This window comes from Aeromonas rivuli, from assembly GCF_020149575.1.
Taxonomy (GTDB): domain Bacteria; phylum Pseudomonadota; class Gammaproteobacteria; order Enterobacterales; family Aeromonadaceae; genus Aeromonas; species Aeromonas rivuli.
In genome coordinates, this window is record NZ_CP079742.1 from 3,140,028 (window position 1) to 3,163,861 (window position 23,834).

26 protein-coding genes, 1 pseudogene and 1 riboswitch are annotated in these 23,834 nt (G+C 59.7%); of the genes and pseudogenes, 5 read left to right on the top strand and 22 right to left on the bottom strand.

Going from position 1 to position 23,834, the window contains the following annotated elements; translation table 11 throughout:
* Positions 1-12: 12 nt before the first annotated feature.
* The 14 genes and pseudogenes from KYK33_RS14405 to KYK33_RS14465 form a co-directional block, all read right to left on the bottom strand.
* A complete protein-coding gene (locus KYK33_RS14405) occupies positions 13-894 on the bottom strand; it encodes an ABC transporter ATP-binding protein (protein WP_224430981.1) in 882 nt (293 codons plus the stop codon).
* A gap of 123 nt (positions 895-1,017) precedes the next feature.
* Entirely contained in the window at positions 1,018-1,629 is a 612-nt protein-coding gene (locus tag KYK33_RS14410) for an FKBP-type peptidyl-prolyl cis-trans isomerase (protein ID WP_396021351.1), read from the bottom strand.
* Between the two features lie 251 nt (positions 1,630-1,880).
* A pseudogene (locus KYK33_RS20260) lies at positions 1,881-1,976 on the bottom strand (copper homeostasis protein CutC); the annotation flags it as partial.
* A gap of 32 nt (positions 1,977-2,008) precedes the next feature.
* A complete protein-coding gene (locus KYK33_RS14415) occupies positions 2,009-2,734 on the bottom strand; it encodes a copper homeostasis protein CutC (RefSeq protein ID WP_224430982.1) in 726 nt (241 codons plus the stop codon).
* A 43-nt stretch (positions 2,735-2,777) separates the two neighbouring features.
* Positions 2,778-3,680: an ROK family protein gene (locus tag KYK33_RS14420; protein ID WP_224430983.1), complete on the bottom strand. Its 903-nt coding sequence runs from the start codon at positions 3,678-3,680 to the stop codon at positions 2,778-2,780.
* Positions 3,681-3,785: 105 nt separating this feature from the next.
* Entirely contained in the window at positions 3,786-4,292 is a 507-nt protein-coding gene (locus KYK33_RS14425; RefSeq protein WP_224430984.1) for a GNAT family N-acetyltransferase, read from the bottom strand.
* Positions 4,292-5,098: a M48 family metallopeptidase gene (locus KYK33_RS14430; RefSeq protein ID WP_042040692.1), complete on the bottom strand. Its 807-nt coding sequence runs from the start codon at positions 5,096-5,098 to the stop codon at positions 4,292-4,294. The genes KYK33_RS14425 and KYK33_RS14430 overlap by 1 nt, the downstream gene beginning before the upstream one ends.
* A 148-nt stretch (positions 5,099-5,246) precedes the next feature.
* Positions 5,247-6,221: a PstS family phosphate ABC transporter substrate-binding protein gene (locus tag KYK33_RS14435; protein ID WP_224430985.1), complete on the bottom strand. Its 975-nt coding sequence runs from the start codon at positions 6,219-6,221 to the stop codon at positions 5,247-5,249.
* Positions 6,222-6,399: 178 nt separating this feature from the next.
* Positions 6,400-7,716 carry a phosphate regulon sensor histidine kinase PhoR gene (gene phoR / locus KYK33_RS14440; RefSeq protein ID WP_224430986.1) on the bottom strand — a complete coding sequence of 439 codons (1,317 nt, stop codon included), beginning with the start codon at positions 7,714-7,716 and terminating at the stop codon, positions 6,400-6,402.
* Between the two features lie 8 nt (positions 7,717-7,724).
* On the bottom strand, positions 7,725-8,414 hold the full coding sequence (gene phoB / locus KYK33_RS14445) for a phosphate regulon transcriptional regulator PhoB (protein ID WP_042040695.1): 690 nt from the start codon (positions 8,412-8,414) through the stop codon (positions 7,725-7,727).
* 95 nt (positions 8,415-8,509) lie between these two features.
* The gene (locus tag KYK33_RS14450) at positions 8,510-8,926 is read right to left on the bottom strand and encodes a VOC family protein (RefSeq protein WP_224430987.1); all 417 of its coding nucleotides are present in this window, start codon (positions 8,924-8,926) and stop codon (positions 8,510-8,512) included.
* Positions 8,927-9,065: 139 nt separating this feature from the next.
* The gene (locus KYK33_RS14455; RefSeq protein ID WP_042040697.1) at positions 9,066-9,788 is read right to left on the bottom strand and encodes a MaoC family dehydratase; all 723 of its coding nucleotides are present in this window, start codon (positions 9,786-9,788) and stop codon (positions 9,066-9,068) included.
* Positions 9,789-10,319: 531 nt separating this feature from the next.
* Entirely contained in the window at positions 10,320-11,252 is a 933-nt protein-coding gene (gene rlmF, locus KYK33_RS14460; protein ID WP_224430988.1) for a 23S rRNA (adenine(1618)-N(6))-methyltransferase RlmF, read from the bottom strand.
* 174 nt (positions 11,253-11,426) lie between these two features.
* Positions 11,427-11,915, bottom strand: coding sequence for a C40 family peptidase (locus KYK33_RS14465; RefSeq protein WP_005897199.1), 489 nt, complete (start codon positions 11,913-11,915; stop codon positions 11,427-11,429).
* 300 nt (positions 11,916-12,215) lie between these two features.
* On the opposite strand from KYK33_RS14465, the gene KYK33_RS14470 reads away from it, so the two are divergent.
* Together KYK33_RS14470 and KYK33_RS14475 are read left to right on the top strand one after the other, a co-directional pair.
* Complete coding sequence (locus KYK33_RS14470; protein WP_224430989.1) at positions 12,216-12,908, top strand: 4'-phosphopantetheinyl transferase family protein; 693 nt, start codon at positions 12,216-12,218, stop codon at positions 12,906-12,908.
* A 15-nt stretch (positions 12,909-12,923) separates the two neighbouring features.
* Entirely contained in the window at positions 12,924-13,772 is an 849-nt protein-coding gene (locus tag KYK33_RS14475) for a tetratricopeptide repeat protein (protein WP_224430990.1), read from the top strand.
* A 188-nt stretch (positions 13,773-13,960) separates the two neighbouring features.
* On the opposite strand, the gene KYK33_RS14480 is transcribed toward KYK33_RS14475, so the two are convergent.
* Positions 13,961-14,203, bottom strand: a complete 243-nt coding sequence (locus KYK33_RS14480; RefSeq protein WP_005897212.1) for an Lpp/OprI family alanine-zipper lipoprotein — start codon at positions 14,201-14,203, stop codon at positions 13,961-13,963.
* 223 nt (positions 14,204-14,426) lie between these two features.
* Positions 14,427-15,080 carry a 3,4-dihydroxy-2-butanone-4-phosphate synthase gene (ribB, locus tag KYK33_RS14485; protein ID WP_224430991.1) on the bottom strand — a complete coding sequence of 218 codons (654 nt, stop codon included), beginning with the start codon at positions 15,078-15,080 and terminating at the stop codon, positions 14,427-14,429.
* Positions 15,081-15,182: 102 nt separating this feature from the next.
* Positions 15,183-15,329: riboswitch (FMN riboswitch) on the bottom strand.
* A gap of 212 nt (positions 15,330-15,541) precedes the next feature.
* Between ribB and purU the strand changes: the two genes are divergently transcribed.
* Entirely contained in the window at positions 15,542-16,378 is an 837-nt protein-coding gene (gene purU / locus KYK33_RS14490) for a formyltetrahydrofolate deformylase (RefSeq protein ID WP_042040701.1), read from the top strand.
* A 96-nt stretch (positions 16,379-16,474) separates the two neighbouring features.
* On the opposite strand, the gene KYK33_RS14495 is transcribed toward purU, so the two are convergent.
* From KYK33_RS14495 to cls, 3 genes are all read right to left on the bottom strand, one after another.
* The gene (locus KYK33_RS14495; RefSeq protein ID WP_224430992.1) at positions 16,475-17,101 is read right to left on the bottom strand and encodes a peptide-methionine (S)-S-oxide reductase; all 627 of its coding nucleotides are present in this window, start codon (positions 17,099-17,101) and stop codon (positions 16,475-16,477) included.
* Between the two features lie 153 nt (positions 17,102-17,254).
* Positions 17,255-18,523: a DUF945 family protein gene (locus tag KYK33_RS14500; RefSeq protein ID WP_224430993.1), complete on the bottom strand. Its 1,269-nt coding sequence runs from the start codon at positions 18,521-18,523 to the stop codon at positions 17,255-17,257.
* Positions 18,524-18,596: 73 nt separating this feature from the next.
* Positions 18,597-20,078, bottom strand: a complete 1,482-nt coding sequence (gene cls, locus KYK33_RS14505; RefSeq protein WP_224430994.1) for a cardiolipin synthase — start codon at positions 20,076-20,078, stop codon at positions 18,597-18,599.
* A gap of 97 nt (positions 20,079-20,175) precedes the next feature.
* Here cls and KYK33_RS14510 point away from each other — a divergent pair, with 97 nt between their 5' ends.
* Complete coding sequence (locus KYK33_RS14510) at positions 20,176-20,718, top strand: DUF1439 domain-containing protein (RefSeq protein WP_224430995.1); 543 nt, start codon at positions 20,176-20,178, stop codon at positions 20,716-20,718.
* On the opposite strand, the gene KYK33_RS14515 is transcribed toward KYK33_RS14510, so the two are convergent.
* The gene (locus tag KYK33_RS14515; RefSeq protein WP_042040705.1) at positions 20,713-21,156 is read right to left on the bottom strand and encodes a GNAT family N-acetyltransferase; all 444 of its coding nucleotides are present in this window, start codon (positions 21,154-21,156) and stop codon (positions 20,713-20,715) included. The genes KYK33_RS14510 and KYK33_RS14515 overlap by 6 nt on opposite strands.
* 289 nt (positions 21,157-21,445) lie before the next feature.
* Here KYK33_RS14515 and KYK33_RS14520 point away from each other — a divergent pair, with 289 nt between their 5' ends.
* Complete coding sequence (locus tag KYK33_RS14520; RefSeq protein WP_042040706.1) at positions 21,446-22,117, top strand: lytic transglycosylase domain-containing protein; 672 nt, start codon at positions 21,446-21,448, stop codon at positions 22,115-22,117.
* Positions 22,118-22,189: 72 nt separating this feature from the next.
* Here KYK33_RS14520 and aqpZ read toward each other — a convergent pair whose 3' ends face one another.
* Positions 22,190-22,879, bottom strand: coding sequence for an aquaporin Z (gene aqpZ / locus KYK33_RS14525; protein ID WP_224430996.1), 690 nt, complete (start codon positions 22,877-22,879; stop codon positions 22,190-22,192).
* Positions 22,880-23,177: 298 nt separating this feature from the next.
* Positions 23,178-23,699 carry a crossover junction endodeoxyribonuclease RuvC gene (gene ruvC, locus KYK33_RS14530; protein WP_042040707.1) on the bottom strand — a complete coding sequence of 174 codons (522 nt, stop codon included), beginning with the start codon at positions 23,697-23,699 and terminating at the stop codon, positions 23,178-23,180.
* Positions 23,700-23,834 lie beyond the last annotated feature (135 nt).

Consider the following 23,834-nt stretch of genomic DNA (forward strand, 5'->3'; position numbering starts at 1 on the left):
CGTTGCTGCGGCTCATGCCCCGCTCCTCAGGCTATGGCCGGTCAACTTGAGAAAGAGATCCTCCAGATTGGGGGAGCGGATCTGCATGCCGGTCAGGGGGATCTGCAGCTCGAGCAGGCGCGGCATCAGGGTCGCGATATCGGGACAAGTCAGCTCCATCAACTCTCCCTGTTGAGTGAGCGGTAGCGCCAGCTGCATCAGGGCCGGGTGAGCCGACAGGCGCACCAGTACCCCGTCGAAATGCTGATCGAGCAGCGCTTGTGGCGTATCAAGACTCAATAAGTGCCCCTTGTCGACGATGGCAATGTGATCGCACAGTTGCTGTGCCTCATCCATGTAGTGGGTGGTTAGCACTATGCTCTTGCCCTGGGCCTTGATGGCCTTGACCCTGTCCCAAAAGTGGTGGCGCGCCTGGGGATCCAGACCCGTCGTGGGCTCATCGAGAAACAGCAGTTCCGGGTCGCCAAGCAGGGCCAGGGCCAGCAGCAGTCGCTGGCGTTGCCCCCCGGAGAGACGGCGGCTGTCTCGGTCGACGAAGTCTTCCAGGGCACAGAGGTTGATTAACAGCGCCAGAGGCAGAGGCTTGGGATAGAGGCGGGAGAAGAGGCGCAAGGTATCGCGCACCGTCAAAAAGTCCTGCAGCGCCGTGTGCTGGAACTGGATGCCGATGCGCGAACGATAGTCGGGGCCTGGCGGTTTGCCATGAAACAGGATCTGGCCGCTATCGGGGGTCAATATGCCCTCAAGCAGCTCTATGGTGGTGGTCTTGCCCGCCCCATTGGGGCCGAGCAGACCGAAACAGCTGCCATTCGGGATGGCAAAGCTCAGCCCATCCACCGCCTTGACGCCAGCGAAATGTTTGACGAGATCGACTACTTCAATGATGGCCGACATGGGTTCCCTCCCCCTTGACTCATCCGACTATAACGAAATCCGCGGTTCCCTCCCATCTTCGTCGCCATCGGGCCAAAAACAAACGGCGGCCCGAGGGCCGCCGTTTGCATCGAGCAGACTGGATCACAGGATGTCCAGCAGCTCCACTTCGAATACCAGCGCGGAATAGGGCGCGATGGAACCGGCACCACGGGCGCCGTAAGCCAGATCGTGGGGGATGAACAGCTTCCACTTGGAGCCAACCGGCATCATCTGCAGGGCTTCAACCCAACCGGCGATCACGCCAGTGACCGGGAACTCTGCCGGCTCACCGCGAGCCACTGAGCTGTCAAACACGCCACCATGGGTGAAGGTACCGTGGTAGTGCACGCGCACGGACTGACCGGCAACTGGCACAGCACCATTACCTTCCACCATGACTTCGTACTGCAGACCGGAATCGGTCACCTGAACACCACCACGCTTGGCGTTGTCGGCCAGGAAGAGTTCACCGTCAGCGGCAGCAGCCTTGGCGGCCACTTCCTGTTCGGCTTGCATGCGGCTGGTGATCGCCTGGAAGGCATCATTGATATCATCACGGCTGACCGCGAACTCCAGACCATTGAGGGCATCTGCCAGACCCTGCTGCAGGGCAGGAATATCCAGACCGGCGAAGGATTGCTGAGCCAGTTGATCGCCCATATTGCGGCCTATGCCATAGCTGGCTTTCTGTTCGATAGAGTCGTATTGAGACATTGAGATTCTGCTCCGGGTCCATGTGTCAAAAGAGCGGGAATGATAACAGAATTTTTACCCGGATGCTGCCGCCAAGGCAGAGTGCCAATCTGCTCTGATGACCTTGAGTGGCATCAGGCGGCAAACAGGGCCAGTCCCCGTCGGCCTTGACTTGATGTGGTGCGGCGCCACAGGTCCTGATGACACAGAGGATCCGCAACAACGAAAACGGCCAGCAAGGCTGACCGTTCTACTCTGGCAAAGCGACTGGCTTATTGATCAAGCAGAGCCCGCACTGCGGCCACCTTGGCGCCATCGGTGATATTGACCCGGCCGTCGTCCGCGGTGCCCATGTTCACATCCCATGGAGAGGCACCATGCCGCCCGGTCCCCCCCTGACTCAGGCGCGATCCAGCAGGGCCCGCACTGCGGCAACCTTGGCGCCGTCGGTGATATTGACCCGGCCGTCGTCCGCGGTGCCCATGTTCACCCCATGGGGCACCATGCCACCGCGCCAGCCCATGCCGGACATATGCACCTCAGTCACCCCGGTAAATTCAAGTATGGTACGCACGTTGTCGGCATTGACCCCGGCCCCCGGCATCAAGCTGGCGCGTCCCGCCAGGGTCTGCGCCATGGCTTGCAGGGTTTCCAGACCGGCCAGGGCGCTCGCTGCATGGCCTGAGCTCAAGACCCGCTCACAACCCGCCGCGACTATGGTCTCCAGATCGGCGCGCCAGTTGGAGCTGAGATCGATGGCGCGGTGGAAGGTTACCCCCAACGGCCCTGCGGCCGCCACCAACTGCTTGAGCTGGGCTGCGGGCACCCGCCCCTGCTCGTCGAGCAGGCCAACCACCACCCCTTGCAGACCCGCGGCACGGGCCGCGGCTATGTCTTGCAGCATCAACTCGAACTCGAGTTCGCTAAAACAGAAATCCCCGGCACGGGGGCGGATCATGGCGTAGACGGGAATGCGCCCATGGCGCGCCACCTGCTGCATGAAGCCATAGGAGGGGGTAAGTCCCCCAAGCCCGAGGGCCGAGCAGAGCTCGATACGATCGGCCCCCGCATCCTGAGCGGTAAACAGGGACTCAAGGTTATCGATGCAGACTTCGAGACGGGTCATCATGACTCCTCGTGATGGATGAGGTGAGACCCGTCATCGGGTCTCACAGATGGAGCAGTGCTGCGCCACGCACGCCGCCTGCACCGCCGAAGCGGGCCTGGCGTATCTCGGGCAAAGCCACACCGGGCAGCAGATGTCCCGGCAGGCGCAGCGGCAATTGTTCATAGATAGCGGGCAAGCCACAGAGGCCACCGCCGAGTACCACCACGTCCGGATCCAGCACCGAGAGCGCCGTGGCCAACCCCGCCGCCATGATCTCGAGCCAGCAATCCAGGGTCGCGACCGCATGGGGCTCTCTGGCCTCGAAACGCGATACGATCTGCTGGCCGGAGGCACGCTCGCCGCTCAGGTGCAGGTAGAGACGCTCCAACCCCGTGCCCGATGCATAGGTTTCGAAGCACGCGAGTCGGCCACAACCACAGCGTGGACGAGGCAGGTCGGGGTACTTCATCAAGATGGTGCCGGGCAGCGGATAGTGACCTATCTCCCCCGCCAGCCAGTTGCGGCCCTGAACCAGGCCGCCATTGACATAGACGGCGCCGCCGATGCCGGTACCAATCGTGACTGCCAATGCCGCCTCGGCACCGTCGGCTGCCCCTTGATGCACTTCGGACCAGAGGAAGCAGTTGGCATCGTTATCGACCCGCACCTCGCGATCGAGCCGAGCCCCCAGATCAGCCCCCAGATGGCGGCCGTTGATACAGGGCAGATTGGCGGCCACTATGCTCTTGTCGGCGCGGTTGAGGATGCCAGGAAAGCCGATACCGACGGTGCCGCGCACCCCATAACGTGTATCCGCCGCCAGCACCCGATCGAGGATGATCTGCTGCAGCGCCTCGTAATCGTCTCCCGGGGTCGCCAGACGCTCCTCATGACACAGGGTCAAGGCACCGTCATAGACGGCAAACGCCACCTTGGTACCACCTATATCGAAACCGTAATACATGCCCACACTCCCTTGCAGCTGAGAAAACGACTCTGTTCCTGAGCTCGCCATTGTATTAATTCGCAAGAAAAATAAAGTGACCCACCCCGAAAAAACGGCGCCTCGTCACAAATCGCGGGACATTTTTTGCTGCAGGCAGGGTCGGCCCTGTTGGCTCAGGGTGCGCTCGGTGCCATCGAACCGAAAACCGCGGCGCAGGTAGAAGCCTTGCCCCACCCGGTTGCCCGCCAGCAGCCAGAGGCTGACCCGCTCATACCCGGCGCGCCGCATCTGCATGGCGACCGCCTGCCAGAGCCGTTTACCATGACCACGGCGCCAATGAGCCGGATGTAAATAGAGGGCGCGGATATGCGCCTCGGGACCGATGTCGCCCTCCTGATGCTGCCAATAGAGCAGACCCACCACCACGTCCTGGACACAGACCAGCATGGGCCTTGGGTCATGGCCCCCGAGCCGCTTGCGCCACAGCTGCAAATGCACGCTCGGGGACAGGCTGTCGAGCAAGTCGGCGCCCAGCACCTCACCATAGGCGGCCAGCCAACTGGCTCGCTGCAACACCGTCATGGCGGCGGCATCCTGCTGGCGGGCCATGCGCAGGGTCACCTCCGGCATTACCTCTTGCACTGGGGAGTCAGACCGGCGGCGCGGGCCTGCTGGTAGAGGGGAGTTGCCGTCGCAAGCTCGGCGCTCAGCTCACTGATGCGGCTCTCATTGCTCGGGTGGGTAGAGAGCAGCGCGGGAGGCGCCTTGCCCCCGGCGGCCTGCGCCATGTTCTGCCAGAGCGGGATAGCCTCGGCCGGGTTAAAACCGGCGCGAGCCATCAGATCCAGCCCGAGTCGATCCGCCTCACTCTCCTGCTCCCGGCCATAAGGCAGGCTCACGCCGACCTGAACGCCCAGCCCAAGCGCCGCCATGGCAGCGCCACTGCCCTGGCTGCTACCCAGGGCCGCATCGGCGACCGCCATGCCAAGACCCGTTAGCTGATCGCGGGAGAGACGCTCGTTGGAGTGCTGAGCCAGCACATGGGTCAACTCGTGACCGATGACGGTGGCGAGCTGATCCTGGTTCTTGGCCACATTGAGCAGGCCGCTATAGACGCCAATCTTGCCACCAGGCAGGGCGAAGGCGTTGACCTGCTTGGAGTCAAACACCACCACTTCCCAACTGGTGATGCCATAGCTGCTCGGCACCTGGGCAGTCACTGCCTTGGCGACGCAGGAGACATAGGCATTGAGCTTGGCATCCTTGCTCACCTTCTCCTGCTGCTTCATCTGGTTAAAGGAGTCGGCCCCGAGTTGGTTCATCTGCTGGGGGGAAAACAGCAACATCTGGCTACGGCCCGTGGGGGATTGTGCGCAGGCGCCGAGCAGCAGGGTGCTGGCGGCCAGCAGTGTCACTTTGGAGAGGGCAGAGATCATCAACAGGATCCTTGTGGCTGGGAATGTCCTATTTTCGGGAAAGGCGGCGCCGCGCGCAAGTGACTATGCTTGGCCGCCCTGTTTTGCCCCCCATAAAAAAACGAGCCCGATTGGGCTCGTTTTTGACATTTTTTATCGGGAAGTGGGATTACATCAGGCCCAGCTTCTTCATGTCCGCTTCGACCACCTTGGCCGGGACAGGCACATAGCCGTCTTTGGCGACGATGGTCTGACCGGCTTTGGAGAGGATGAGTTTGACAAACTCCTGCTCCATCGGGGCCAGCGGCTTGTTCGGGTGCTTGTTCACGTACAGATACAGGAAACGTGACAGCGGATACTTGCCGGTGATGGCGTTGTCGGCGTTGGCTTCGACGAAGGTCTTGCCATCCTTGGACAGCGGCACGGCACGCACACCAGAGGTGACATAACCGATACCGGAATAACCTATCCCGTTGAGGGACGCTGACACAGACTGCACCACAGAGGCAGAACCGGGCTGCTCGTTCACGCCGCTCTTGAAGTCGCCATCACAGAGGGCGTGCTCCTTGAAGTAACCGTAGGTACCGGATACCGAGTTGCGACCAAACAGTTGCAAATCCTTGCCTGACCAGTTGCCATCCAGACCCAGATCAGCCCATTGGGTAGCGGCCTTGCTCTCGCCACACTTGAGGGTGCTGGAGAAGACGGCATCGACCTGCTGCATGGTCAGCCCCTTGATGGGGTTGTCCTTGTTGACGAACACGGCCAGGGCATCGACAGCGACGCGAATGGCGGTCGGCTTGTAGCCATAACGCTTCTCGAATGCTTCCTCTTCACCCGACTTCATGGCGCGGCTCATAGGGCCGAACTGGGAAGTGCCTTCGGTCAGGGCGGGAGGCGCTGTGGAGGAACCCGCGGCCTGGATCTGAACGTTGACGTTCGGATAGACGCGTTTAAATTCTTCGGCCCACAGGGTCATCATGTTGGCCAGGGTATCGGAACCCACGGACGACAAGTTGCCGGAGATGCCGCTAACCGGCGCGTATTCAGGCAGATTTTTGTCGACGCCGTAAGCCATTGTGCTGGCAGAGAACACCACTGCAGCAGTCACACCGATAACAGCAGCCAATTTGTTGAGTTTCATCCAATCTCTCCAAAATTACAGAAGGTCCGTTCTTTAAGACGGCGCCAGTATCTGACCTGGCAGTGACAAATTTATGTCTTGTTCATGACGCTTTGATGACAAACCACCAGATAAGCAGAAAACATGAAGGGCCGCGGCTGCGACCCTTCATGAACCTCAAAAAGACAATCAATGGGTTCTATTTTGCCGTTGCGATCGCAGGCTTTGCCACCACCAGGCGCGCCGGGATCAGGAAACTGAATCGGCTGCCCATGCCGACCCGGCTGTCGATATCCAGGTGAGCATCGTGATGGCTCAGGGCATGCTTGACGATGGCAAGGCCAAGCCCGGAACCGCCGGTGTGCCGCGAGCGCGCCTTGTCGACCCGATAGAAACGCTCGGTCAACCGCGTCAGATGATCCGGAGTGATCCCCTCCCCCTCATCGCTCACCGCAAACAGCGCCTGGGAGCCCTGCCTGCGCCACTCCACCACTATCTTGCGACCGGGCGGCGTGTAGTGGATCGCGTTGTAAACCAGGTTGGAGACGGCGCTACGCAACTGATGTTCATCACCAAGCAGCCAGAGATCCGGCTGAACCAGAAACTCGATGACATGGGATCGCTCGCCGGAGAGCGCCCGCGCCTCTTGTTCAAGCAGGAACAGCATGGCCGGCATGTCGACCCTGTGGGAGAGATCGATGTCCGGCGCCGCCTCGATGCGCGACAGGGTGAGCAGCTGATTCACCAGATTATCCATGCGCACCGTCTGCTCCATCATGACCTTGTGCGCCTTGGCCCACATGGCCGGAGGGGGCGGCTCTTCCGTCATCTCCAGATAGCCCTTGAGCACGGTCAGCGGGGTGCGCAACTCATGGGAAACGTTGGCCACGAAGTGTTTGCGGGTCTTCTCCAGGCTACGCAGTCGGGTCACGTCCCGCACCACCAACATGGCCTGATCCTCGGCATAGGGCATGATGCGAAATTCGAGAAACTTCTCCTCGTTGATGGGGGAGTGCATCTCGAAGGGCTCATCATAGTCACCCTTGTTGAGGTAGCTGACGAAGCTGGGCTGGCGAATGAGGTTGCCGATATGCTGGCCCGCATCCTCCGGCCAGCGAAAGCCGAGCAACTGCTCGGCCAGCCGGTTGCACCAGAGGATGCTGCCATCGGTACGAAACACCACGGCGGCATCGGGCAGCGCTTCGGCCCCTTCCCGGAAACGGCGGATCAACCCCGCCAGCTCCCGGCGTCGCGCCCTGTGACGCTGCTGCAGCTTGTAGATACCGTTAAAAATGTACTCCCAGCTACCGCTACCGCTGGGCGGCACCAGGCTGCGTTCGTGCCACAGCCAGTCAGAGAGCCGCTTCTGAAAACGGTAATGCCACGCCAGATGCAGGCAGGTGGCTGCCAGCAGACTCAGGGCCAGGCACTCCATCAACCATCCAAACAAGACGAAGGGCAGGTAAAAAAATGCCATTCGCCACAACTGTCGCCGCCAGGCGTAGGGTTGCAACATAGCTGCCTCTAGAGACGGGTGGAGAAGCGATACCCTGCTCCGCGAACCGTCTGGATCAATCTGTCATGGCCAGAGCCTTCGACTGCCTTGCGCAGCCGGCGAATATGCACATCCACCGTCCTGTCTTCCACATAGACGTTGGTGCCCCAGACGTTGTTGAGCAGTTGCTCGCGGCTGTAGACCCGCTCAGGGTGGGTCATGAAGAAGTGGAGCAGCTTGAATTCGGTCGGTCCCATGTCCAGCGCCCTGTCTTCGGCACTGACCCTGTGGGAGACCGGATCCAGCTTCAAGCCCTGTACCTCGATGACCTCGTCCACCGAGGTGGGCGACACACGACGCATCACGGCATGGAGGCGAGCGGTCAGCTCCTTGGGAGAGAAGGGTTTGGTGATGTAGTCATCGGCACCGGCCTCCAGGCCGCGCACCTTGTCCTCTTCCTCACCCCGGGCAGTGAGCATGACCACCGGGATCTGGCGAGTCATCTCATCTTGTTTGAGTTGCTTGAGGAACTGGATACCGCTGCCCCCCGGCATCATCCAATCCAGCAGGATCAGTTCAGGGTAAGGTTCGCACACCTTGGCCAGCCCCTCGGCGAAGTCCGCCGCCTCTATCGCTTCGTATCCTTTCTGTTCCAGTACAAAACAGAGCATTTCGCGGATCGGTGCCTCATCCTCGACCACCAGTATTCGCTTTGCCATATCCCTTCTCTCTCCTCATGAAGATTGGTGCGCCAATTATTAGAATTTTGTATGACACTTTTATGACTTTATGACAGCGAAGAGAATAAACGTTTTCAGTCGCGACTGTCAGCACCACGCGCCAGAAGGTCCCAACGGTTGCCACTGATGTCCTCAAACACCACCACAGTGCCGTAACTCTCCTGCCGCGGCTGTTCACAAAAGTGGACACCGGCGGCGCGCATCCGCTCATAGTCACCCCAGAAATCCTGAGTCTCCAGGAACAAAAAGACCCGCCCGCCCCCTTGTTTGCCGATATGGGACGCCTGCTCGGCATTGGCGGCCCGTGCCAGCAGCAGGGCGCAGCCAGGCTGGGTGGACGGGGCGACCATGACCCAGCGCTTGCCCGGTTTGCCAGGCTCGTCGAGCAGCGTGTCTTCGAGCAGGGTGAAGCCGAGGCTCTGGGTGAAAAAAGCGATGGCGGCATCATAGTCCGCGACCAGCAGGGTGAGAGCGCCAAGGTGAGAGGCCATGGGGAATTCCTTGTGAGCATGAGGCTCAATGAGTGTGGGAGGCCAGATAGCAAAACAGGGCCGGGCGGCCCTGTCATTATGCCTGTCGCTACCCAGGCATTAATAGTGCGTTATCAATCCTTGGCCCTGACAGCGGAGGTCAGAAATAGAGGCGGGCGACAGATTCGATGACGCAGCCGGGGCGACGCACGCCCTCTATCTCCACCTTGATCTCCTTGAGCAGTTCCAGTCCGCCCTTGATGGGAGTCACTCGAATGAGCTTGGTGCGGGCGCGCACATTGCTGCCCACCTTGATGGGATAGGGAAAACGCACCTGATCCAGACCAAAGTTGACCACCATGCGCGCCGTGGGGAACTCGGGGTTCTCCTCATCCACCGACCCTGTCAGTCGAGGCAAGAGCGCCAGGGTCAGAAAACCGTGGGCTATGGTGCTCTTGAACGGCGATTCGGCGGCGGCGCGATCCGGGTCCGTGTGTATCCACTGGTGATCGCCAGTGACGGCGGCAAACTGATTCACCATATCTTGGCTGATGTGGAGCCAGTCACCGACATGGGTCTCCTCGCCGAGCTGGGCCTGCAAGCGGTCGAAGACCAAGGCCGCTTCCCCTTCGAGGGCAATCGCCGGCGCGGGCTGTGCCATGCCCTGACCGTTCACGACCTGACGTTGCTGGGACTGTTGTTCCACCTCGACAACGGGTTGGCCATGGGCGTCGAGCACCCGCCCCAGCAAGGGGTGAAGGTGCGCCTTCTGCTGAAACTCACGCCAGTAGTCACGGATAGCCGGCGAGAGCCAATCCTTGAGCTCAAAGGGGTGTTGCGCCAAGATTTCGCGCTTTCGCTTCAGAAAATCGACCACTTTCATTAACCAATCCCTATCTCTAATTAACCAACGAACAGGTCTAACCAGTCCTATTTTATGAAAGTTTCAGCTGCAAGTGCAAAAAAATCTCGGCGTACAACTGTACCGGCGGCGAGAGTGACCACTCACATGGACTCTCCAGGCCGCGCCAGTTCTGTGGAAAAACGATTATCTGCTTTCGGGTCCCTTGCCCAGATAGCGCAGCCTGAAATGGCCAAAGTGCCTCATCAAGGCAATAGCTTCGCCTCATCTGACGAAAAACATGACGACCAAACCCCCTGCCGGGGAGCGTCAGGGGTTTGTCATTGCGCGGGGATCGGCCCGATCACGCCCTGGGCATCAGGTCAAGGTCATTACTCGACAAGGGGGCAAGGGGCGAGGAGGAAAGTGGTCAATCCGCCTCTGCCCCAGAGCCGGGACGCTGGGGCTCTGGGAGCGGGCCTGTGAAGAGTATCAGCCTCCCGGCCAGAGGTTGTCGGCTTCAGAGTCGCCATGCAGCACGACGCGCCACAGGGGCTCTCCTGCGCACTCAGCTCAGTCGGACCAGCGATTGTCGCTCTGGAAGCTCCAGGCCAGGATCCGGCTCTGTTTGTTACCCAGGCTCATCTCGATCACTTGCTGCCGCTTGGCGCCTGCCTGGGTGATTGCCTGCTTGGCCGCCGCCAGGTTCTCTTTTTTCGAGACCAGCGAGCTGAACCAGAGACATTGACCGGCAAAGTCCCGGCTCTCCCGGATCAGGGACGCGAGGAAGGCCGCTTCGCCCCCATCACACCAAAGCTCGGCCTTCTGACCGCCGAAATTGAGCACAGGAGCCTCGCTGCTAACCTCGGCCTTGCCCAGGTTACGCAGTTTGCGGCGGGTCCCCTCGCTGGCCTCAGCCAGGGAGCCGTGAAACGGCGGGTTGCACAAGGTCAGGGTGAAGCGCTCCCCGGGCCCTATGATGCCGTGAAACATTCGGCGAGCGTCCGTCTGCAATCGGCACTCGATCTGCTTGCCCAGACCATTGCTGAGCGCCAGCAAGTTGGCCGCCTTGACCGACACGGGATCGATGTCGGCCCCAACGAAGCGCCAGCCATACTCGCGACAGCCCAGCAACGGATAAATGCAGTTGGCGCCAACACCGATATCGAGCACCCTCACCCCCTTGCCGGTCCGCGGCGCCGCTTCCCCCTCGCTGATGAGGTCGGCCACATGGTGCAGGTAGTCGACCCGTCCTGGGATCGGCGGGCAGAGGTAACCCGCGGGCAGATCCCAGTGGCGTATGCCGTAATGCAACGCCAGCAGCCCCTTGTTGAGCGCCTTGACGGCGGCGGGGTCGGCAAAATCCAGGGTGCGAGTACCATGGTCGTTGGTGAACACGAAGGGGGTCAGTTCGGGAGTGCGCAGGCAGAGAGCCGCCAGATCATAGGGAGCATGATGGCGATTGCGGGGATGCAATCCGGCTTTGGTGGTTGTCTCTCTGGTCATTGGGGGCCTAGTCATCTGGTGCCTGGTCAATCCTGGCGAAAAGCGGGCCCACACTATAGAGAGTCGACCCGCAAAAGTCTAAACGATGGCCATAAAAAACCGGGCCGCCAGGGCCCGGTTTGAGTGAGGTTGGAGAAACTGTCCGTACTGCGAACGGTTTGTCCAGCCTGGCTCTTAGATCTCGATGCGGCGCGCTTGCCAGAACTTATTGCGCCAGTACTGATTGTCCAACCGGGAGCGTGTCACACCGGCTCGGGTCGAAGCGTGAATGAACTCACCGTTGCCCACATAGATGCCCACATGATTGAGACGGGAGCTGATCTTGAAGAATACCAGGTCACCTTCAACCAGTTCCTGCTTGGAGACCCTGGTGCCTTCGTGCACCTGGGAGCGGGTATCCCGGGGCAACTCTATGCCCACTGCGTTGCGATACACTTCACGGGCGAAAGCGGAGCAATCTATGCCGCGTTCACTGGTACCACCGAAACGGTAGGGGGTACCACGCCACTCTTTGAATACGGTCAGAATTTCGTTTACGTCAGGTGTTTGGTTGACTTCCGGTTCAACCACGGGCTCCATCATGGAGACCTCGATCTTACTAGCGACATCGGGTTGGGGTGCCGAGGCACAACCCACCATGCCGAGTGAGACCAGCAGTAGCATCAGGTAACGCAATCCTTTATCCCCGCAAATTTGTTAAAAGTTGTTAAAATACGGCCTTTGGCAGGCAAATTATGAAATGCAACAGCCCTCGACTATATCCAAGAATCCTATCGAGGCAAGTGAAAATCCCTATCAAGTTCACAGTTTTGCAAGAAAATGCGTTATTTTTCATCATTAATGTGAAGATTGACCCACAAGATACCCCATAGGCAAGCCGCTGCGGTGCCGCTGCAGAGTGCTATTTATCCCTGTTTTATCGATATTTTGAAGTGAATAATGATGATAACCACGGATCTATTTTTGTTAAATTCTGCCAAGGTGGCCGAAGACCCGCTGTCAGGCTTGGAGCACCTGCTCAATCCAGCCCAGCACCGGCAATGGCAGCAGATAACACAGCCCCATCGCCGCCAGGAGTTCCTGATCAGTCGAGCCACAATTAATCGGTTATTGGGGGCCCGTCTTGGTCAGGACCCGCAAAATCTGCAGTTTTGTAGTGGTCCCCATGGCAAACCGACCCTCGCCGGTCCTGAGTCAGATTCCTGTCATTTCAATCTGAGCCACAGCGGCGACTGGCTGGTCATTGCCATCGGTACCCGGGGGCCTCTGGGGGTCGATCTCGAACTCGGACGCAGACCCCGCGCCCCCCTCCCCCTCGCCCAACGCTTCTTTACCGCCGCCGAGTATCAACACCTGGCAGGATTGCCGAGCGCGCAGCAGAGATCCAGCTTCTATCGACTCTGGTCACGCAAAGAGGCCGTGCTCAAGGCCCATGGCGGTGGCATCGCCGCCGGATTGGAGAAGGTGGAGTTTGTGCCCGATGAAGACTGGCGCCTGCTCAATCATCTGGATGGGATCCCTTATCGAGTCTGTGACTGGCCCTGGCAGGGAGGCTGGCTCAGCCTGGCGGGAGGAGAGGGTGAGGTGCATCTGCATCAACTCGATGAATACCTTGAAATCATGACAGGAGAACCCCATCTTGATAAAAACCCCTAGCCAAGAGCCAGCCTCATGATCGTTGACATCCATCCCCAGAATTTCCAGCTCGAGTTGCTCGATGCCTCCATGCAAAAACCGGTCGTCATCTATTTCTATGCGCCGCAGATGCCGGAATGCCAAGGGATGACGCCCCTCATCGAACAGCTGGTGGGTGAGAACAACCCGCAGGTCACCCTGGCCAAGGTGGACATGAACGATCCCCAGCTGCAACCGCTGGCCGGTCAGCTTGGCCTGCGTGCCCTGCCCGCGCTGGTGCTCTTTCACCAGGGACAACCGGATGAGCAAGCCATGCTGGAGGGTCCGCAAGATGAACAGACCCTGCGCACCTATTTCGCCGCCTTCTCTCCCAAGGAAGAGGAAGAGCTGCTCAAGCGAGGACAGCAAGCCCTCGCCGAAGGGCAGGCCGATGAGGGCTATGCCGATCTCGCCAAAGCCCATCAGCTGGCAGGGGATCGCCACGATATCCATCTCTGGCTCATCCAGGCAGCCCTCGATCTCAATCGCCTCGACGAAGCGGCGCAGCGGCTCGCTCAAGTTCCCATGGCAGCCCAGGATGATCACTATCACACCCTCTGCTCGCGTCTGGCACTGGCGCAACAAGCCGCTGACAGCCCGGAGCTGCGTGCTCTGGAGGCCCGTTATCAGCAGGCCCCTGACGATTTCGCCCTGGCTCAGGAGCTGGCCGTGCTCTACCACCAGGCGGGACGTCAGGAGGAGGCCCTCACCCTATTGCTGACCGTGTTGCAGCGGGATCTCGGCTTCGGTGACGCGAGAAAGACCTATCTCGATATCCTGGCGACCATGGGGGCTCACCCGGCGGTGGCCGGTTTCAGACGCAAGCTCTACAGCCTGCTCTATTGAGTCTTACTGGTGCGATGAGAGGAGAGGGCTATGCCGAAGGGCATGGCTCTTTTTTATCAATGAGATCAGAGAAACAGACACTGTCGGGAAAACAAGAAAAGAGGGGATAACTGGCGGGACCTGGCAAGGAAAAGGCAAATTTTGGGCAAAAAAAATGGCGCAGAGACTGCGCCATTTTTTCGCATGAATTACTTCTTGTAGGAAGTAGCCATGTTGTCCAGACGCTGGTTAGCGCGCATGGCTTCTTGGTTGGCTTGAGCAACATCAGCGGCCATTTTGGATTGATCAGCACGAACAGCGCTAACATCTTGAGCCAGTTGGTCAACTTTGTTAGACAGGTTCTGTACGGAGGTTTCCAGTTCGCTGGTGTTAGCACAACCGCCCAGCAGGGCAGACAGACCAACAACACCTACCAACAACAATTTTTTCATTTTTAAAGCTCCCTTGAGCTCGCCAGACGTTTAGCAAGCGGCGTGATTATGGCACAAAAAATTCTTACTTTGGATAGGCCTCATCACAGATAAATGCATTAAAACCCTCATTTTTTTTTCCATTTGCACGACTTGCGCAAATTTCAAACAAAATGGGGCCTCAGTGATGAGGTTCGGACAAAGCGTAACCAAAAAATGCCCTTATTACAATTTCGTATGGAACTTAGGCCGAATGCTCTGTCAACATCTGACGATACAGCACCAGATCTTCTATGGTCAGCACCGGCAACTGATGCTGGCGACCAAAAGCCACCAGATCCGGCAGACGCGCCATGGTGCCATCCTCGTTGGTCACTTCGCACAGCACTCCGAACGGTTTGAGTCCTGCCAGCTGCATCAGATCCACGGTCGCCTCGGTATGACCCCGACGGCTCATGACACCACCATTGCGAGCCCGCAGCGGGAAGACGTGACCTGGGTGGTTGAGATCGGACGGCTTGGCACCATCGGCGATGGCGGCTCTGATAGTGGTGATGCGATCGGCGGCGGAGACCCCGGTGGTGACCCCCTGGGCCGCCTCTATGGTGACGGTGAAGGCGGTCTGGTATTGACTGGAGTTGGCCTCCACCATCATGGGCAGCTCGAGCTGGCGCACTCTATCCTCCGGCAGACAGAGGCAGACGATGCCGGAGCACTCGCGGATCATCATGGCCATTTGGGCGTTGGTCATGGACTGCGCCGCGAAGATGAGATCCCCTTCGTTTTCCCTGTCCTCATCGTCGGCAACCAGTACGCCGCGACCGGCGCGCAGGGATGCCAGAGCCGCTTCGACTCTTTCGATGGGATGACCAAATTCACTGAGTAAAGACTGATTCATGGTAAGACTCCGTTAACTTCACAAGTACCAGAATCAGGGCATGGAGCAGACAGAGAGAGGCATGCGGCGGCCACCCGAAAGGGCCACGCGTGGAACACGCTGTCTTATCCTCTTTCATCCGGACTATGACCGTCGGCTCCGGCATCTCACCGGATCTGCTGACCCCGACGACGAGTCGGGCGCTCGCGGGCTCCCCGAGTCAATCGGGATACCGCCGGTGGGGAATTTCGCCCCGCCCTGAGAATAAGCGCAGACAGACTAAAGAAATTTGTCCCGCGATGCCAGCATGCGGGCCTAAAAACCGCAAGCTGTCGAGATTTGACGCCCGGGCTGTGCTTGGGCTTTTCCTTTATGGCATAGTGCCTCAAAAACTGTGCCGCAAAGGCAGTGCCTAACCAGCAAGCCCGGCGGATACACTGCTCCGCCCGGATGGCCACCACACTACGGAAATGATGACAGACATGGAAAAGAAAATACTGCTCACGGATTGCCAGGACGCCAAGGGCCTCATCGCCAAGATCACCAACATCTGCTACAAGCACCAGCTCAACATCAACAAGAACGACGAGTTCGTCGATCACGAGAACGGCCGCTTCTTCATGCGCACCGAGCTGGAGGGGCGTTTCAATGACGAGACCCTGCTGGCGGATCTCGACGATGCTCTGCCCGCTGGCGCCCTGCGTCGCCTGGTCAAGGCGGGCAAGAAGCGGATCGTCATATTGGTGACCAAGGAGACCCACTGCCTCGGGGACATCCTGATGAAGAACTATGCGGGCGCCCTGGACATGGACATAGTGGCGGTGATCGGCAACTACGACACCCTGGCGGAATTGACGGGCAAATTCGATATCCCCTTCCATACCGTCAGCCATGAAGATCTGAGCCGCACCGAGCACGAAGAGCAGGTGCGCGCCATCATAGACGGCTATCAGCCGGACTACGTGATCCTGGCCAAGTACATGCGGGTGCTGACCCCCAGCTTCGTCGAGGCCTATCCGCGCAAGATCCTCAACATCCACCACTCCTTCCTGCCCGCCTTCATCGGGGCGCGCCCCTACCGCCAGGCCTTCGATCGCGGGGTGAAGCTCATCGGCGCCACCGCCCACTTCGTCACCGACGATCTGGATGAAGGCCCCATCGTCGAGCAGGACGTGATCCACGTGGGTCACACCTTCAGTGCCGAGGGCATGGCCAAGGCGGGCCGGGACGTGGAAAAATCCGTGCTGAGCCGCGCCCTGGAGCTGGTGCTCAACGAGCGGGTCTTCGTCTATGGCAACAAGACGGTGGTGTTCAAGTAACAGCGCCATGCAAAAAGGCCCCGCGGGGCCTTTTTTGTTATCGACAGGCGAGTGGAAACCCACTCAGCGCTCTGCTCTCCTGATGTCACGCCGCCATCACCTATGGTCAGCACGGATAACCCCTTCGCCCGACGGTGGGGCCAGTTCCGCTTCAGCCTCCAGGATGGTACGCCGCTGGGCCACATCGACCCAGTCACCATAATCGGCGAGCAGGGCCCGCAACTTGGGCTGGATGCTGATCTGGCAAAAGGGCTTGTCCGGCTGACGATAGTAGTAATCGCGGATCCCGGGGCGGGATGGCGAGAAGTCACGATAGCGCAGCGCCTCGGTCAGCAGGGGCTCGCTAAAGTGCGACTGCAGATCCGTGAGCATCTCGGCCACCCGGTGGCGTTGCACCTCATCGAAGCAGTAGAGGGCGGAGCGGTAGCGATGGCGCAGGGCATGTGAGTTGGTGGCACTGTGACTGTGGAGATGGATCTCGACCAGCAGCGCCAGCGGCAGGCGGGACTCATCGAAGTGGACTATCACCCCCTCGCTGAATCCGGCGGCAACCAGGGCGCCATTGACTGTGCTGCCAGTGGCGGGATCCGCCTCGATCCCTTGCACGGCGTCAGCATCCTGCGCGGCCAGCCAGCCCTGCTCCACATCCGCTACGCCGCGCAGCGAGCGAAATACCGCCTCGGTACACCAGTGACAACTGCCGCCCAACCCTATTTTGCTCACCCTTCCCCCATCACACCTTTCGTTTACCCGGCGCCATGATGGCCAACCATCGCAATGCTGCATATCTCTATGCTAAACCATCGATAAACTGCATAGCTGAATGGCCGTGGCGACGCCACCATGGGTCAAGTCGCCTCGGCGGGGTTACCCCTCTCAGAGCGGCAGCTCATTGACCGTGAGCTTGCCCTCTTGCAGCTTCAATTCTGCCTTGAGGTTGCTCTGCTGCACCTTGAGATAACCCAGTTGTTGGAGCTGCAACAGCATGGGTGCAAGCTGGGGCACAGCCTCCCCCATCCCTTCGCTCAGATTGAGCTGGAACAGGCCAGAGAGCGCCTTCATGCCATCTTCCTCACCTGCCAGGTTGGCCAGGGTGGTCGACGCCAGGATCAGCTCCCCCGTGAGCGAGGCGGGCTCGCCATTGAGCCGCGAGCTGAGATCGGTCAGGGTCAGGGTCAAACCACGGCCCAGCACCTGATCCAGGGCGGCCAACAGGGCTTGCTGATCCAGGCTGCCCTCGGCACTCAGCGCTTGCAGCGCCTGGTAGCCCGCCAGATCCAGCCCCTTGACCTCAAGATCGAGTTTGGCATCGGTCAGCGCCAGGCTGTCCGTGTCGTTGGCCATGTCCAGGGCGGCCAACTGGATCTGGTAACGATTGGAGAGAGTCTGTGCATCCTCCCCCTCCAGTCTGCTGTGACTGGTGAGCCGTTGCAACGAGACGCGGAGCCCGTCCTGTGGCTGCTGCAAGGAGAAGCTGGCCAGGGTCATGTCACTCTGGGGCGAGAGCCAACTGCCATCGACATCCCTCAGCTCGGCACTCCCCTTCAGGTCTGCCAGCACCATATCCGCCCCGCTTTGGGTTTCATGGAGACTCATACCAGCCCAGTTGAGGGTCATGTGGCCATTGCCGACCAGATCACCGCTGTAATCGGCCTGCAACGGCTGAAACGTCATCTTTCCCTGTTCATGCTTGAGGCTAAGAGCGGCGATGTTGAGCTTGCTCTGACTCCCCTGGGTCAGCAGGTTGGTCAGGCTGGAGAGCTCCAGTCGCCACTCCTTGAGCCCCTGGGACGCCAACAGGGGAGCCAGGGAGCCCTGCTCGGTATCGAGCAGCAAATGACTCTTCACATAGAGCGGCAGGATCAGCCCCTCAACCTTGAACGCCAGCATGATGGGCTCCCCATGGCTCAGCTCGTCATCCAGCTGGGCCAGCGCCTCGGGGCCGATGATCAGACGCATCTCACCGTCGCGGTGCAGCAGATTGCTGCGACTCGGCTGCCACTGCAGCTCGATCCCGCTCTGCTCGCGCAGCTTGATAATCTGCTGCGCCAACTGGCGATCGAATTCACTACCCGTATACCAGCAGGCCCCAAGGCCAGCCCCAATCAGAGCCGCACCTGCGACGCCCCAGATCCACTTTTTCATCAAACCATCCATTTTAATCATGCTTGCAGGCACTTTACGGGGCTGGCTGCACGGCGGCAAGGCCCTCTCACGCTCACAACAAGGGGCTGAACAGGTAGAAAATGTTCTCCATGGCCCGCTTGTACCAGGGTCGGGCACGCCAATCGGCCAGCACCATGGGGGTCGCCTCCTTCATGTAGCCCTCGACCAGCTTGCTCAGCTGGCCGACAAACTCGGCATTATCGACCAGCAGGGTGACCTCGAAGTTGAGCCAGAGGCTGCGTCTGTCGAGATTTACCGTGCCCACCAGGGCGAAGTCATCATCGACCAGCACGCTCTTGGTATGCAGCAGACCGGCATCGTAGCGATACACTTCCACCCCGGCCTCCAGCAGCTCCTCCATGAAGGCATTGCAGGCATGGTTCGCCATCAGGGAGTCGTTACGATCGGGCAGGATCAGCTGTACCTGCACGCCCCGTGCCGCTGCCGAGGAGAGCGCGGCCGCAAGGGGATCGTCGGGTACGAAATAGGGGGTGGTCAGCACCAGATGGCTGCGGGCCTGGTAGATGGCGAGCAGCAGGCTCTGCTGGATGCAGTCACCGCCGACGAAGGGGCCGGACGGGATCAGCTGGGCACGATAGTTGTTTTGCGGCCAGGATTCGGGTTCGTGCTGCAGGCTGTCGAGCAGCCGTTCCCCGGTCTCCACCTCCCAATCCCAGACGAAGATGGACCACATCAGCGGCACTATGGGCCCTTGCACCCGGATCATGATGTCGACCCACTGGCCTATGCCGGCATCCTGCTTGAAGAAACGCGGATCCACCAGGTTCATGGAGCCCGTGTAACCCACCCTGTCATCGATCACCACCAGCTTACGATGCATGCGCAAGTCCTGACGCTGGAAGGGGATGCGCCAGGCACCGACCGGCAGCACCTCGACCAGCTTGACCCCGGCCTGACGCAGCACCTTGGGCCAGTGGGAGCGGAAGAACGCCTTGCTTCCCACGGAATCGAGCAGCAGACGACAATCCACGCCGCGCTGCGCCACCTCGCACAGGGCCTCGCACACCTCGTCCGCCCAGCCGCCAGGGTGCCAGATGTAGAACTCCAGATAGCAAGATTGGCTGGACTGACGGATATCCTTGGTGATCTCGCGCAAGATCCAGTCCGGCTTGTGGAGCAGCACCATGCGGTTGCCGGAGAGCATGGGCATGGCGAGTCGCCCCTGGATAAGATCGTGCAGGGGCTGGGCCTTCTCGCTCACCTCGCAGTGGTGCTGCGGGAAGAGCCGGGCCAGTTGGCGGATCCACTTGGCGTAAGGGCGATACATGGCCTGAGCCCGCTCGGCACGCCGCTTGCCGAGGCGCACCTCGCCAAACAGCACATAGAAGCCGACGCCGGCGAAGGGGATGGCGTAGATGAGAGAGAGCCAGGCGAGGGAGACCCCGATTGGGCGGCGCTTCATCACCACACGCAGGGAGACACCGGCGACGATGACGGTGTGAAACAGCAGCAGCAGCAGGCCCAGGAAGCGGGAGAACAGCAGATGAATGTCATATTCCAGAGTGTTGAACACGGGAACTCCTTTGGACATGGGATGAGGGCGGCCAGGAGATCCCGCCGAGCTGGGATGATATGCTGTCGGGCCAATCCCATTCAATCAGGACACAAGCATGATCCTGCACACTATGTTGCTCAGCCTGGCCATGTTAGGGCAAGGCTCATATGACATCAATGAACAGCAGATCAATCAATATCTGCAATCCCAGGTTCAGGTCGACAAGCAGCTGGAATTGCCCGGTATCATCAAGGCGCATGTCCAGCTGGAACAGAGCGACGTCCAGATAGGGCGCCAGAGCCCGGACACCGCAAGGGTCTTTGGCAAGGGAAAGCTCAACATCACCCTGCCTGACAGCACCAACTACGATGCCCGTGTCTCCATGACCTATGAGGCCAGACCCCGTTATGACAAGACACAGGGCGCCCTGTTTCTGGATAACATGAAGCTGATCGAGTACAAGCTGGAGCCCCTTGAGGCGGAGCAGAAGTTCGGGTTCATGCTCAACATGCTGCTCAAGAGCATGGAGAAGCGGCTCGAGACCCAACCCGTCTATCGACTCGACGACAAGGATCCGCAGCAGCTCTGGCTCAAGGAGAATCTCATCGGCCTGGAGCTGACCCCGGGCACCATACATCTGCTGACCAAGGGTTCATAACGCCACGGCATACTCACCGGGATAGCGGATCAGCAGTTCTATCTGGTAGCCCTGCTGGTGCTGCTTGATGAAATGGCTATGGAGGGGTCCCTTGAGCTCCTCCAATGCCAGGTCGACGAAGCCCACCTTGTGATAGAAGGGCTGCTCGAATGGCAGGGCCTGGCAGATGATGGGCTTGCTGATCAGGTCCTGGCAAGCCAGCTGCAACAGCCGGGAACCCAGCCCCAGAGACTGATAATGGGGGAGCAGGCGAAACCCGCACAGATGGTAATACTCTTCGTCTTCACGCAGCCGCACGGCGCCGACCAGCCAGTGAGCATCGCGTACCACGAAGACCCGCTCGCTCAAGTCCGGCACGTAATAGGAGAATGTGGTTTCGTAATAGTCCCTGATCAGGGAAAGATCCGCATCACAATACTCTTCGAAAGTGAGCTCCATGGCTCGGCCATCCATCAAAACACGCTCCCCTATCCGCTTGTCGCCTTCGGCGCCCACTCGGCCGATCTGATTAGACCAGCCAGCCGGAGAAGATAACACGGGGCAAGACGACAAAACAGCGAGCACTGCGCGCTTTGTGAATAAGCACCGGCAAGGTCATTCAGACACTTTTTTGTTGTGGCCAATCCCTTTTACAAGGCGCCTCTTCCTGGATAGCCCTTGTCCTTCCGGGGGCTGAATGCTTTACTCAACGGGCATCGATGCAAGGAGTACCACAGTGAACACAAGGATGTTGCTCACGATTTTACTCGGCACCAGTCTGCCCGCCTGGGCTCAGTCCCCGCCCCCGGCCGAGGTGGTGATGTTGAGCGTCTCCCCTCAGAAACCCCCTGCCAGCAAACAGTTCCAGGTCTACAAATCCCAGCAGAGCAATGGCGTGATCCGTTACTCGGACATCAAGCCGGAACAGGGGCACTTTGAGGTGCTGCTGTTCAACGACTGTTTCGCCTGTGATCCCAAATCCAGGGTCAACTGGAATACCACCGGTCTCTTCCTCTACGACTATGCCAGCACCATACAGGCCGCGGCACACACCTATGAGGTCGATCCCGCCCTGATCCGGGCCCTGATCCACGCAGAGTCGGCCTTCAACCCAGTCGCCGTCTCGCGCAAGGGGGCCATGGGCCTCACCCAGCTGATGCCTGCCACCGCGCGGGAACTGGGGGTCGGAGATCCCCTGCTGGCGGAACAAAACATCTTTGGCGGGGTCAAGTATCTCTCGGGCCTGCTCAAGCAATACAAGGGGGATGTGGCCCTGGCCAGTGCCGCCTACAACGCCGGTGCCGGCGCCGTGCAGAAATATGGTGGCATCCCCCCTTATGCCGAGACCCGGGCCTATGTCAACCGGGTCCAACTCCTCCATCAGCGCTATCTCACCATGCTGAAGGCAAAGGGGCTCTGACACGCCAGCGAGCCTGTTCCTGAAACAAAAAACACGCCAGGCGGCGTGTTTTTTTCGATACACAGGAGCAGATTATTTCTGCTCAGTCGCCACCATGCGGTAGGCCAGAGCGCCCAGGATACCGCCCACTATGGGGGCAACCCAGAAGAGCCACAGCTGACTCACCGCCCAGTCACCCACAAACAGCGCCACACCGGTACTGCGTGCCGGGTTGACCGAGGTATTGGTCACCGGGATGCTGATCAGGTGGATGAGGGTCAGACAGAGGCCGATGGCGATGGGGGCAAAGCCCGCCGGCGCGCGGCTGTCGGTCGCCCCCATGATGACGAACAGGAAGAAAGCGGTCATCACCACTTCACATACCAGGGCCGCCAGCATGGAGTAACCACCGGGGGAGTGCTCGCCAAAACCGTTGGAAGCAAAACCGGCACTCACATCGAAACCGGCTTGACCGCTGGCGATGACGAACAGCACGGCACCCGCGGCTATCCCACCCAGCACCTGCGCCACTATGTAAGGCAACACACCGCTCGCCGGGAAGCGACCACCGGCCCACAGGCCCATGGTCACGGCCGGGTTGAGATGGCAACCCGAGATGTGGCCAATGGCAAAGGCCATGGTCAACACGGTCAGACCAAATGCCAGGGAAACCCCGAGCAGACCGATGCCTACCTCCGGAAAGGCCGCCGCCAACACGGCACTGCCACAACCGCCCAGCACCAGCCAAAAGGTGCCCAAAAACTCTGCTGCATAAGGTCTCACGATAATTCTCCTGATTGATCAATGTCTTCTATGACAGAAGCCTCACAAGAGCCTGCCATCACAGCAAGTGTATTATCGGGATATGAAGGCGGATGACGAGGGGCAACTTTTCCGGCAAAAACGTGACAGCCATCACAAGTTATTGTTCTTTCAGCAAGATATCCCTATATAGAAGAAGGGCTTAACAGATGGCGCCAAAGGGGTACGACAAATTTTGGCGTCATTGCGCAACAAAAATACATCCGAGACGGGATCAGGAAGGCTCCTGGCCGTGTCACCCTGCATCCGGCAATTTTTATCAGCGATAGCGGCCGCGGGCGGCGCCCGATACCCGGCCGGCCATCTTGATCAGGCTCTGGCGGGTATGGAAGTGGCAGAGGGCAACGCCCAGGGCATCGGCCGCATCGGCCTGTGGGGTAGCGGAGAGCTTGAGCAGATGAGTCACCATATGCTGCACCTGCTCCTTGGCGGCGCCCCCGGTACCCACCACGGCCTGCTTGATCTGGGTGGCCGAATACTCGCTCACCGGCAGATAGGCATTGACCGCTGCGACAATGGCGCTGCCACGAGCCTGGCCCAGCTTGAGGGCGGAGTCAGGGTTGCGCGCCATGAAGACTCGCTCTATGGCAAATTCGTCCGGCTTGAACTGGGTGATGATCTCGCAGACGCCGTCATAGACTTGTTTGAGACGCTCTGGCAACTCACCACAGTCGGTACGAATGCAGCCCGAGCCCAGGTATTCGGCCTTGCCGGCGACGATACGAAGCACACCGTAGCCCGTGATCCGCGAGCCGGGATCTATCCCCAAAATGATACTCATGACAGCTGTTATTCCGAAGGCAGATGATGGGCGCCAAGATAGCACAAAGTCGCTCCCCCTTGGCTCGCGCCTTGCGCGCAATACGGATCCCCATGGCAGGCAAGCCACCTCAAGAAGCGGTATCGGGGGCGTCCA